The following is a 12,722-nucleotide window of genomic DNA, read 5'->3' as shown; positions in this document are numbered from 1 at the left end:
GGATTAAAGCGCGGCAATCGTCGCTTTTTGTTCAACTAATTTCACTAGTGCTTCTTGGTAACCTTCGAGTTTTTCACGCTCTTTGGCAACGACCGCTTCAGGGGCTTTAGCAACGAAGCCTTGGTTACCCAATTTGCCTTCAATGCGTTTAATTTCCCCTTCCGTTTTCGCAATTTCTTTACTCAAACGTTCCAGTTCAGCTTCTTTATCAATCAGGCCAGCCATTGGGATCATCAGCTCTGATTTACCCACTAAGGCCGTCGCACATGCTGGAACAGTTTCTCCTGCCGCCAGCACACGAACGCTTTCTAACTTAGCGAGAGCCATCAGCACGGGTTGATTGGTGACAAGGCGATCCGCATCTTGTTCATTTGCGGCTTTAAGCATCACTTCCAGTGGTTTACCCGGATTAATGTCATACTCAGCGCGTAAGTTTCGGATGCTGGTGATAAAGGCTTTTACCCATTCAATATCATTCAGAGCTTCTTGATGGAAATTCGCCTCATCATATTGTGGTAGTGCCTGTAGCATAATGGTATCGCCTTCAACGCCTTCTACCAGTGGTTTCACATTTTGCCAAATGGTTTCGGTAATGTATGGCAAAACTGGGTGAGCCAAGCGCAACGTTTTCTCGAGTACCGTAATCAATGTTCGGCGAGTCGCTCGTTGTTGGGCTTCACTGCCTTTCCAAAGTACAGGTTTGGTTAGTTCTAAATACCAGTCGCAGAATTGGTTCCAGATAAACTCATACAGCGTATTGGCAGCCATATCCAGACGGTAGTTATCAATGTGGTTGTTGAACTCTTTCGCGGCTAATTCAAATTGTGACTCGATCCACTTATCGGCCAATGAATATTCAAGCTCAGTACTAGCTGCAAAACCGCAATCTTGCTCTTGAGTGTTCATCAAAACATAGCGGCTTGCGTTCCACAGTTTATTGCAGAAATTACGGTAGCCTTCTAAGCGTTTCATATCCCAGTTGATATCACGGCCAGTGGACGCCATCGCGGCTAGCGTGAAACGTAGTGCATCTGTACCGTAAGCTTCGATACCATTTTCAAAGGTTTTCCGTGTATTTTTCTCGATTTTCGCGGCCAGTTGTGGCTGCATCATATTACCGGTACGCTTTTCAACCAGAGATTCAAGATCGATACCATCGATCATATCGATAGGATCAAGCACGTTCCCTTTAGATTTTGACATTTTATCGCCATTTTCATCACGAATAAGGCCTGTCACATAAACGGTTTTGAATGGAACTTGAGGTTGACCATTCTCATCTTTGACAAAGTGCATGGTCATCATGATCATCCGGGCAACCCAGAAGAAAATGATATCAAACCCAGTAACGAGAACATCGGTTGGGTGGAAAACGTTGAGTTCTTTGGTCTGTTCCGGCCAGCCAAGTGTGCCGAATGTCCATAGCGCTGAAGAGAACCAAGTATCTAAAACGTCATCGTCTTGGCATAATGCGATATCATCAGCAAGGTTATTTTCGCTGCGCACTTCGCTCTCATTACGACCTACGTAAACATTGCCCTGATCATCATACCAAGCGGGAATTCGGTGACCCCACCAAAGCTGGCGAGAAATACACCAATCTTGAATATCACGCATCCATGAGAAGTACATATTTTCGTACTGCTTAGGCACGAACTGAATATCCCCATTTTCAACTGCTTCAACCGCTGGCTTGGCAAGAATACCCGCGCGAACATACCATTGGTCAGTCAGCATCGGTTCAATGACTACGCCACCACGATCGCCATAAGGAATGGTTAGATCGTGATCTTTAACTTCTTCTAGTAATCCTAGAGCATCAAATTCTGCTACGATCGCTTTACGAGCCGCAAAGCGTTCAATGCCTTGATATTGAGCGGGAATCTCTGAGCTATAAGCCTCTGATGGTTCACCATTAGTATTAAAGACTTCGGCAACATCACGTACGTTGGCATCAAAGGTGAAGATGTTGATCATCGGTAGGCGATGGCGTTTACCTACTTCATAGTCATTAAAATCATGCGCCGGGGTGATTTTTACACAACCGGTCCCTTTTTCCATATCCGCATGTTCATCACCGACAATCGGAATTCGGCGGTTAACTACAGGCAGTATGACCTGTTGACCAATCAGATCTTTATAGCGAGGATCTTCTGGGTTTACCGCTACACCGGTATCACCAAGCATGGTTTCTGGGCGAGTGGTAGCAACCACGATATAATCTTTGCCTTCTGCGGTTTTTGCACCATCGGCTAATGGATAGCGGAAGTGCCACATATGACCTTTGGTTTCTTTGTTTTCCACTTCAAGATCAGAAATGGCCGTATGCAGTTTAGGATCCCAGTTTACTAATCGTTTACCGCGATAGATCAAATCGTCTTTGTAGAGGCGAACAAAGACTTCTTGTACGGCTTTATAGAAACCATCATCCATTGTGAAACGTTCACGATCCCAGTCAACAGATGCACCAAGACGACGTAACTGTTTGGTGATCGTTCCACCCGATTCTTTTTTCCATTCCCAAATTTTATCGATAAAGGCATCACGGCCGTAATCGTGCTTGGTTTTGTCTTCTTCTGCGGCAATTTTTCGTTCAACGACCATTTGAGTCGCAATACCAGCATGGTCAGTACCGACTTGCCATAAGGTATTTTTACCTTTCATACGCTGACAGCGGATCAAGGTATCCATAATGGTGTCTTGGAATGCGTGACCCATATGTAAGCTACCAGTGACGTTTGGCGGCGGGATCATGATGCTATATGCGTCTTTGCTTGTGTCGCCATGAGGCTTAAAGTAGCCTTGCTCTTCCCAAGTCTTATATAGATCTTGTTCGATGGATGTTGGGTTGTATGTCTTTTCCATAGTGCTCTTAAATGGATACTTTGATGGTTAATTCGGGTTATCACTATAAGTGAGTTCTCTCTGGGTAAGAGAGCTTAACTATAAGGATAAAGGATTCAAGGGTAATTTATCTCGATGGTTTGCAGTTGATATCCTGCTTGACGGTACTGCTTATACCGCTCTCGAGCTTGTTGCTTGGCCTTTTCTTCACTGGGAACGAAGTCTACCACCTCTGCGAAGGCGTTCGCAAAGGTTGTATGATTATCGGCCACATTTATTACCAGTTGTCGGTTCCGAGAAGGGGTAACTTCTGGGTAACCAATTTCAATATGAGTCCCATATCTGGGGCCTTCGCCGACCAAGTTGTGAGCAAGAAAATTCTCAGGCTCCACTTGCCAAAACCGTTCAGCAAGCCTTTCTGCATGGGGCTTGTCATGGCCTTGCACATAGACTTTTGCACCTTGCCGTGCAAAATATTGCGCGAGATAAACCACATATTGCTCAAGCCCAGTTGGGGTTGCTTGTGGACTATCTGCAGAAACGAGATAGAAGGTTGCTGTTGCCATAATGACTTACTCAGATTGAATAAAAAAGGGCCGTTTGGCCCTTTTCGTATGAGGCTTACTCCTCAGTCTCTTGGCCACTGCGATTGAGCAGGAACTGGACTAAAAGGGAAACTGGACGCCCTGTGGAACCTTTTGCTGCGCCTGACTTCCAAGCGGTGCCAGCAATATCAAGATGGGCCCAGTTATATTTCTTAGTAAATTTTGACAAGAAACAGCCCGCAGTAATTGCACCACCAGGGCGGCCACCAATGTTCGCCATATCAGCAAAGGGGCTTTTCAACTGTTCATGGTATTCATCCGCTAGCGGTAAACGCCATGCACGATCGCTGGCTTGTTCAGAAGCATTGACCAATTCATGAGCTAATGGGTTGTGATTGGCCATTACAGCACTGATATGATGACCAAGCGCAATGACACAAGCCCCCGTTAAGGTTGCGATATCAACCACGCAGTCAGGTTCAAAGCGCTCCACATAGGTGAGTGCATCGCATAACACAAGGCGACCTTCTGCATCGGTGTTGAGTACTTCGACCGTTTGGCCTGACATCGTTGTCAGGATATCACCGGGACGATAAGCATGGCTACCTGGCATGTTTTCACATCCCGCCAGCACCCCAACCACATTCAGTGGAAGGTTCAATTTTGCTAATGCTTTCATGGCTCCAAACACAGAAGCGGCTCCGCACATGTCGTATTTCATTTCATCCATCCCTTCGCCGGGTTTTAATGAAATACCACCCGAGTCGAAAGTCAGCCCTTTACCGACTAAGACGATGGGTTTAGCATCTGGGTCTGGATGGCCTTTGTACTCAATGACGGACATCATCGACTCATTTTTGGAGCCTCGACCGACGGCAAGGTAAGAGGTCATACCCAGTTTTTCCATCTCTTCTTCACCAATAATTTTGGTGGTCACGGTCGAGTAGTCATCAGCTAAGCGACGAGCTTGAGAGGCAAGATAAGCTGGGTTAGCAATGTTAGGTGGCATATTGCCTAGGTCTTTACAGGCTTTAACACCGGAAGCGATCGCTAAACCATGATTAATGGCGCGCTCTCCTAAGCTGAGTTCTCGTCGAGTTGGCACGTTGAACACCAGTTTTCGTAGCGGACGGCGAGTTTCTGGCTTGACGCTTTTGAACTGATCAAAGGTGTATAAACCATCTTTGGTGGCTTCTACAGCTTGGCGAACTTTCCAATAAGTATCACGTCCTTTAACATGCAACTCGGTTAAAAAACAGACGGCTTCCATTGATCCAGTTTCATTAAGTGTGCTAATGGTTTTTTGGATGATCTCTTTGTATTGACGTTCACCCAATTCTCGCTCTTTACCGCAACCAACGAGCAACACTCGTTCTGAAAGTACACCAGGTACTTGATGCAGCAGTAGCATCTGTCCGGGTTTTCCTTCCAGATCACCACGACGAAGTAGTGAACTGATGTAGCCATCACTGATTTTATCAAGTTGTTCTGCTACTGGAGAAAGGCGGCGTGGTTCAAAAACTCCGACAACGATACATGCGCTACGTTGTTTTTCAGGGCTACCACTTTTAACACTGAACTCCATGCGTACTCCTACATCTTAAAGACAAATAGAACTAAATGTTAGATAATGCATTCTTACTTGATGAATCCTTTTGGGAATCGACCTTGAGTCTAGGTGTTCTAACAGATAGTGAAAATTTAAAAAACAAACGGTTCAACAGGAAATTATAGTGATTCAATCAAAAAAACAAGTTTTGCATAGGTTATTTCAGCGTGATTATTGTTAGATATTTGATCCGAGAGACACTAAAAAGCCAATTTGCGATTTTTTTCGTCCTTTTTTTGGTGTTTTTAAGCCAAAAATTTATCCGTGTTTTGGCTGACGCTTCTGACGGTGAAATTCCTGCGCGGATGATTTTATCTATTGTCGGTTTGAATATGCCAGCCATGGGGTTATTAATGTTACCCCTAAGTCTGTATATCGGCATTTTATTAACCTTTGGTCGTCTATATGCGGAAAGTGAAATTACCGTAATGAATGCCACTGGTATTGGTAATAAATTTCTTATTAGAGCGGCCCTTTATTTGGCCATTATTACAGCCAGTGTGGCGGCATTTAATGCATTTTGGTTATCACCTTGGAGCCAAAATAAAGAAGCACAATTGATTGAACAACTCGCGGCTGAAAACAGTGTCGACTTATTGCAAAAAGGTCAATTTCAACGCTCTCCTGATGGTTCTTCTGTGGTGTTTATCGACAACATAGAGAATAAGAAGCTGAGCAATGTTTTTGTTGCTCAGCTTTCGCCTCGTGAATCCATTTTACCTAGTGTGATGTTTTCTGATTCAGGTGATGTTCAAGAGCTCAGTGATGGTCGACAAGTGATCACGATGCACCATGGTATTCGTTATGAAGGTGTTCCGACTCGAGTGGATTATATGATCACACGCTTTGATCAATATGAAGGGTTAATTGGCCAACGTGAAGTGAAAAGCAAAGGGCGAGATTGGGAAGAAACGCCCACTTTAGATTTAATTCGTAACTCCGATCGGCGAGCTCAAGCGGAACTGCAATGGCGAATTTCTTTGGTGGTTTGTATTCCGTTACTGACCATGCTGGTGGTTCCTTTGTCAGCGGTAAACCCAAGGCAGGGGCGATTTGCTAAAATGGGGCCCGCTATTCTTATTTATTTAACCTATTTCTTAGCGATCAGTGCGACGAAGTCCGCCCTAGAAGATGGTTCTATTCCGGTGGTGGTTGGCATGTGGCCAATTAATGCAGCTTTGTTAATGGCAGCTATCGTAGCGAACACATTAGATAGTGTTGCTGTGAGACGAATAAAAGATAGATTTAAACAAAAGAAAAAGGTGGCTTAAGTCGTGTTTAATATATTGGATTGGTATATCGGCAGAACCATTATTGCTACCACGACATTGGTATTGGTCACTTTTGTTGGCTTGTCCGGCATTATTAAATATGTCGAGCAACTAAGAAAAGTCGGTGATGGAACCTACGATCTTTTGCAAGCCTTGTTGTTTGTTTTGCTGAGCGTGCCAAGAGATGTGGAAATGTTTTTCCCAATGGCGGCTCTGCTGGGGGCCCTTATTGGATTAGGAGCGTTAGCAGCAAGTTCAGAATTGGTGGTGATGCAGGCTGCTGGGTTTTCTAAGTTAGATATTGGTCTTTCTGTGCTGAAAACTGCGGTGCCTTTGATGATCATTGTGACTTTGTTAGGCGAGTGGGGGGCTCCTCAGGCCCAGAAAATAGCCCGTGATATGCGAGCTTTTGCTACCTCTGGCGGAAACATTATGTCGGTGAGAACGGGGGTCTGGGCAAGAGATATTAATGACTTTATCTTTGTCGGTAAGGTGGATAATGAACGCCTGTATGGATTAAACATGTGGCGTTTCGATGAACACAAAAAGTTGCGTCATGTTGTATTTGCTGAACAAGTCGATTACCTCGGTGATAATCAATGGCTTATGAAGAAGGTAGAGTTGACCGATTTTCAAAACGATATCGTGATAATGAAACAGTCATTAGATGAATACCCGTGGAAAACGGCCTTAGCTCCAGATAAATTAGCCGTGGTTACGGTAAAGCCAGAAGAACTCGCATTAAGCGGCTTGTATGATTATGTTCATTACCTAAAAGCTTCAGAACAAGATGCTTCTCGTTATGAACTGGCCTTGTGGCGCAAGGTGACGCAACCTTTCTCGATTGCCGTGATGATGTTAATGGCCTTGTCGTTTATTTTTGGTCCGTTACGGAGTGTCACCATGGGGGCGAGAATTTTATCTGGTGTGATCGCTGGTTTTACTTTTTATATTTCCAGCGAGTTTTTTGGCCCCCTGAGTTTGGTTTATGGCATTCCTCCAGTGTTTGGTGCGGTAGCCCCCAGTTTGGTTTTCTTGACGATTGCTGTCATGCTATTACGCAGAAAACTATAAAAGCTTGAAATAGTGACCGTATGCTAGAGGAAGGGAGGCGTGACGCCTCCCTATTCATTTTCTTGTGCCACTCATCGCAATGGAATGAATGTTGTGTGGTGTAAAAAGATCAACGAATCTTATCGAGTTTCACCACTTCCGTTTTAGCCCACATATCTTGAAAACTTCGTTTTTGTGGATCAATCGGAACCGTCAAATTCCCCAAGCCAAATACCGAGGTCGCCAAACGAATCAGAGCTTGGGTCGGAGTGATCTGTGATCCATTAGTATTACGAACCATGATTTTCCATGCTCTCATTCCAAGAGTTTGCCCTGCTCTCGTCCAGAAGAAAACAAAGAAGTAGATCCAAGTGGTAGCAAGATAAAGTGTATAGACTGGGCTCCAAATTGGATGGCGGCTAAGTAACTCACCTGCATCTTGGTAGGGAGCGTAGCTCATTGCGTTAAGTGCGACCAGCGCTTCTAAAATGGCAATGACAATACCGCCAGCCACCATTAAAATGGCCATCACAATCAACGAATCATATAAAAGAGCGCCTAAACGCCGAAATAGCCCTGCTGGTGGCAAATGTGAAGTGTTCATAGGAGACCAAAATTAATCATTAATGACCGTCAGCATATCGGGACTTTCTCTTGCTGAAAAGAGAGCAAGAGCACAGCATGTAATTTTATGGCGAAATATTCAGCAAACGATTTGTTTTTCAATATTTTGTTATTGCGCCGCTCTCTTTCTTACGTATAATGCCAACCATCAAAGGGCAATAGCCTAAAGATGCCGATGTGGTGAAATTGGTAGACACGACGGATTCAAAATCCGTTTCCTTCGGGAGTGGCGGTTCAAGTCCGCCCATCGGTACCATGATTTATACAACAAAGCCTCGACAATCGTCGGGGCTTTGTTGTTTTCATCCTGCTTTATTTTACGTGACTAAACTCTCTATTTTATCTTTCTTTCCAGAAAAGTTGTCTCTTTTTTCTCGCTCTATTTGTTAGTCTAAACTTAAAGAGAAGGCTTTCATTAGCTGCGATCTCTGTCGCTTAAGGTGAACGAATGCAAGATAGCCATAATATGCCTCGCGCCCGCGAGCTGGATCCGTCGTCGTCAAGATCATTTGCTCCTGTTCACTGGACTTTAGATATTGATAGTCAAACTTTTACTTGCACGAGTCATGACTCACCGGCAAGTAAGCCGATTTCCCCTTTCTGTTTTCAAACATTGGAAGAGTGGCTGTCTCTAATGAACGAGACAACTCAACAAAAGGTTGAGCAGTTGCTAGAAGCCTCACTCACCAGTGGAGATAAACTTTCTATTAATGTCTTACTCATGACTTCGGAACGTTTTTGCTATGCGATATTTTCGGTAGAAAAACTCTCTAAGTACATTTTACAAGGCGAGATCCAGCCGATGTTTGAGTTAACCCAAGCGTATCAGCAAGGGTTATGGCTGGATAACTTATTGAGTTTTGCTCCGTGGGGAGTGTTAATTTCTGATCAAAGCAATAAAATTTTGGGCTGTAACCGTACCTTTGAGCAATTTACGGGCTTTCATTCGATTGATCTTCTTGGGTTAAATAGTGCGTTTTTATTTGCGGATGAAGCTCTTTCTTTAAATGCTTACGCAGATAGCTTGCCACAAAAAGTGATCATGACTTGTGCGAGTGGTCAAGAGCGTCATTATCATTGCACTGTAGTACAGATGCCGGCTGAAAGGCAGGCTGTTTATGTGAGTTTTTACTCCCCACAAGTTGAAGAACATGCGCAAAGAGTCAATGGCTCCATTGCCAATAAACAGTGGTTCCTTGAGCAGTTTGAAACTTTATATCAACAGCGCCTGGTAGATGAACTTTATATTGTGATGACGCTAAGTATTGAGCAACCCATTTCCTCCGCTCAACAGGCTTCATTAAATGAGGTGATGGTACGCTTGAAAGAAAGCCGTTTGTTCGGGCAGATAAAAAAGGGGTTGTATTTAGTTTGTGTTACTTGCCCTTTACCTTCTTCTGGAGAGCCATATCGTTATGTCCATGCAAGAATTCGGACGTTTTTTCATGAGCTACGTAAGGTGGATAGTTATTTACATAAACTTTGTACCTCTGGAAAGATAGGCGTCTCGATTCTCGGCTTGGATGCTCGCAGTACTAAAATGGCGGTGACACATTCCGTCCAAGCGATTTTAGAACAACAGTCTGAATCTGGTTTGCAGAAGATTCGTTTTTTTGATTCACAGCTTCATCGACAGATCAAAAAGCGGCGGTTATTAGAAGAATTAGTGAATGAGGCGATCAAAAATCAAACCTTATCGGTTCGCTATCAACCGATTGTGGAAACGCAAACGTGGCAGGTCATCAGTTATGAAGCATTGTGTCGCTTTTTATTGCCTACATCACTAAACGTTCGCAATAGTGAGCTAGTGGCAATTGCTGAAGATCTTGATTTAGTTTCTGACTTAGATATACAAGTTTTACACTCAGCTTTAGAACAATTATCTGAATTACAAGAATTACATGATTATCCAATTCGCTTAACGTTGAATCTCTCTGCGAATACGAAGCAAGGTTTTCCTGAATTACTTGGCTATTTAATTGCGTTGATTGATAACCGCTCAGTGCGTGCTGATCAGATCATCCTTGATTTAATTCAAGCTAATACGCACACCGCTAGCATTGTTCAGTCCGCTGAATTGAAAGTATTACGTGCCAAGGGTGTACAAGTGGCGATTGATGATATGGGGCTTGATTACTCGTTACTTGAACATCTTCCTTTATCTGAGTTTGATTATTTAAAAATTAGCCGACGGTGTTTGGATGCTATAAAAAGTAAAACTAATCGATATAAAGTCATTAAAATGCTGGTTGAGCTATGCCACTCCTTAGGCGTGCAAGTGATAGCCGATGGTGTGGAATCGTTAGAAGATGCTTCTTTGTTGTCTTATAGCGGAGTTGATTTCATGCAAGGTTTCTTATTTTCTCCTCCTTCTGTGGCGGCAAATTTAAAAACGGTGAACAGCCAAATTGCCGAGAAAGTGAAACCATTGCTGAGTGATAGTGAAGATAAGCAGCCGGCTCGTTTAGTAGCCCTTCATCATGCCCACACACCTCGACTTGATCCCGGTGATCCTATTTCACTAGCTTTTCAATATTTTCAATCCCCTGATATAGAAGTCTTACCCGTCATTAATGATCATGAATGTGTGGGAATTGTTGACCGAGAAACTTTAAACCTTCACTTGACTCCAAGTATGGGGACTGAGTTAGAAACAATGAAAGAAGCAGGGCGTTGGCATCGACCTGTTAATCAAATTATGACGCTTTCATTTACCAAACTAGATGCAAATACAGATACTGAGCAAATTACTCATCTAGTTTGTGAGCATAATTTAGCGTTTCCTTGGATATTGGTTGATGGTAAACAGTTTAAAGGCATTCTTACTCAACAAATTATTGTCAATCACCTTGCTCAATTACAAAAGGCTTCTATGTCAGAGGCGGAGTTGAGCATTTAACGGGAAAGCTGAATTGCGAGGGAAGAGGATCTTGCGAGAATTCATCTAAAATCATGGAATAACGAACGAGATATCGAGCGAACCGTGACAAGAATTAAGATCACCGTAGATAGGTTGCAACCGGGATTACACATTCGATTACCCGTTAAATGGAATGAACATCCTTTTTTGTTTAACAGTTTTAAGATCAAATCTAGTACCCAGATTCAGTTGATTAAACATCTGGGTATTCAGCATGTTTTTCTTAATCCAGCTCAAAGTGATGCTGCGCCTTTACCCACAACTCCAACCGGTGATAAAGAGATGAGGGCGCCTACCGATTCTCAGCAATTGGATGAGGAAATCGGTAAACTTTGGCAAGAAAAACAAGATCGAATTGAAAAGCTTAATCGCTATCGGCGGCGAGTCATCCAGTGTGAAAAAGAGTTTGAACGATCCTTAGCACGTATGAGAGCGGTGATGAATAAAATTCGTAATCGTCCAATAGAGGCTATTGAAGAAGCTCTACAACTGGTTGATGATGTTGTTGAAAAATTAATGAGTAACGAAAGCGTCACTCTGCATTTAATTAATAGTAAGAGCGAATATGAGGACGTTTATTTTCATTCTTTGAATGTTTCTGTACTTGCAATGATGATAGCTAAAGCAAAAGGACTAACTGAGCAGCAGATTAAAGAGCTCGCTTTTGCTTCACTGTTCCATGATATCGGCAAGATGCGAGTCCCGAGTGCGATTGTGCGCAAAGTGACTCCACTGACTGAACCAGAGCACAATTATCTCAAATTACACACTCGTTATGGCAGCGATCTCGTTAATGGGATTGACGGTTTTCCTGAAAAAGCAAAAACGGTAATTGAGCAACATCATGAACTGAATGATGGAACCGGTTACCCGCAGGGTTTGAAAGAGCAAGACATTGATGAAATTACTCAAGTCATTTCTGTTGCTAATGCTTTTGATAACTTATGCCATCCTGCGATAGTGACCGAACAAAAAATACCGTACATTGCGCTTTCGCATCTTTATAAGAATTGCAAACATCTTTATAACCATCAAAACCTGAGTATTTTAGTTAAGTTCATGGGGGTGTTTCCTCCGGGTACTGTGGTTCAGCTTTCTAATCACACGGTTGGGTTAGTGGTTTCCGTGAATGCTAAACATTTATTATCTCCGAATGTACTTATCTACGATCCTTCTGTACCCAGAACACAAGCCCCTATTATTGATCTTGCTAATAAAGAGATAAAAATTATTAACGCCATCCTCCCTAACAAGTTACCGGATAAAGTTCGAGACTATCTTAATCCTAGAGCAAGAATTACCTATTTTTTTGATAGCGATGATTAGTTATCCACAGCGTTTTGTGAGTAATCTGTTAGTTAGCTAATGAAAAGCTATGGGTAAAATAAGGCTTGTTGGTAATTTGTTCTAACGAACTATTTTTTTAAGAAAAAAAGCAAATTCGACTTGCTAAGTGAGCTTAACTCCCTATAATGCGCCCTCACTGACACGGCAGACGCCGCAAGGCTTCAGGCAGTGTTAGGCGAGGAAATGCTTCTAAAAAAAGAAAATTGAAAAAGTGTTTGACACGCTCAGTTATCTCGCTAGAATGCACCTCCGCTTCGAAGCTCTCATGAGCCAGCGAAGCACCGCTCTTTAACAATTTAAACCAATCAATCTGTGTGGGCACTCGTTGATGATAATCAAAAAGATTTATCGATGAACTGAGTGACCAAATCAAATTGGTCGACAGCCTTGAGCTGTTTTGTTTCACTTTTTCAAAAGTGAAAACCAATAAGAGCACAGTCAATTCATTATCGTTCTGTTGGAACGATAATAGCTTTAATTTACTAAGGTAAGTTGAAGTCAGTATTCAT

The 12,722-nt window shown here is 43.0% G+C and carries 8 protein-coding genes and 1 tRNA gene; 5 read left to right on the top strand and 4 right to left on the bottom strand.

Annotated features, from left to right (window positions below):
• Positions 1–3: 3 nt before the first annotated feature.
• From EXA13_RS07830 to pepA, 3 genes are all read right to left on the bottom strand, one after another.
• A complete protein-coding gene (locus tag EXA13_RS07830; protein ID WP_238132688.1) occupies positions 4–2,865 on the bottom strand; it encodes a valine--tRNA ligase in 2,862 nt (953 codons plus the stop codon).
• A gap of 95 nt (positions 2,866–2,960) precedes the next feature.
• A complete protein-coding gene (locus EXA13_RS07825) occupies positions 2,961–3,410 on the bottom strand; it encodes a DNA polymerase III subunit chi (protein WP_238132687.1) in 450 nt (149 codons plus the stop codon).
• A gap of 55 nt (positions 3,411–3,465) precedes the next feature.
• Positions 3,466–4,974 carry a leucyl aminopeptidase gene (pepA, locus tag EXA13_RS07820; protein ID WP_238132686.1) on the bottom strand — a complete coding sequence of 503 codons (1,509 nt, stop codon included), beginning with the start codon at positions 4,972–4,974 and terminating at the stop codon, positions 3,466–3,468.
• 191 nt (positions 4,975–5,165) lie between these two features.
• Here pepA and lptF point away from each other — a divergent pair, with 191 nt between their 5' ends.
• Positions 5,166–6,269, top strand: a complete 1,104-nt coding sequence (gene lptF, locus EXA13_RS07815) for an LPS export ABC transporter permease LptF (protein ID WP_238132685.1) — start codon at positions 5,166–5,168, stop codon at positions 6,267–6,269.
• A gap of 3 nt (positions 6,270–6,272) precedes the next feature.
• Entirely contained in the window at positions 6,273–7,343 is a 1,071-nt protein-coding gene (gene lptG, locus EXA13_RS07810) for an LPS export ABC transporter permease LptG (protein ID WP_238132684.1), read from the top strand.
• A gap of 109 nt (positions 7,344–7,452) precedes the next feature.
• On the opposite strand, the gene EXA13_RS07805 is transcribed toward lptG, so the two are convergent.
• Entirely contained in the window at positions 7,453–7,926 is a 474-nt protein-coding gene (locus tag EXA13_RS07805; RefSeq protein WP_238132683.1) for an RDD family protein, read from the bottom strand.
• A 191-nt stretch (positions 7,927–8,117) separates the two neighbouring features.
• Here EXA13_RS07805 and EXA13_RS07800 point away from each other — a divergent pair.
• The 3 genes from EXA13_RS07800 (at position 8,118) to EXA13_RS07790 (ending at position 12,192) form a co-directional block, all read left to right on the top strand.
• Positions 8,118–8,202 (top strand) — tRNA-Leu (locus EXA13_RS07800).
• Positions 8,203–8,394: 192 nt separating this feature from the next.
• Entirely contained in the window at positions 8,395–10,845 is a 2,451-nt protein-coding gene (locus tag EXA13_RS07795; protein WP_238132682.1) for an EAL domain-containing protein, read from the top strand.
• Positions 10,846–10,929: 84 nt separating this feature from the next.
• Positions 10,930–12,192, top strand: a complete 1,263-nt coding sequence (locus EXA13_RS07790) for a DUF3391 domain-containing protein (protein ID WP_238132681.1) — start codon at positions 10,930–10,932, stop codon at positions 12,190–12,192.
• Positions 12,193–12,722: the final 530 nt, after the last annotated feature.

The sequence above is a fragment of the Vibrio cincinnatiensis genome, from assembly GCF_022113815.1.
Classification (GTDB): Bacteria; Pseudomonadota; Gammaproteobacteria; order Enterobacterales; family Vibrionaceae; genus Vibrio; species Vibrio cincinnatiensis_A.
This window is presented reverse-complemented; position numbering and strand designations above follow the sequence as displayed.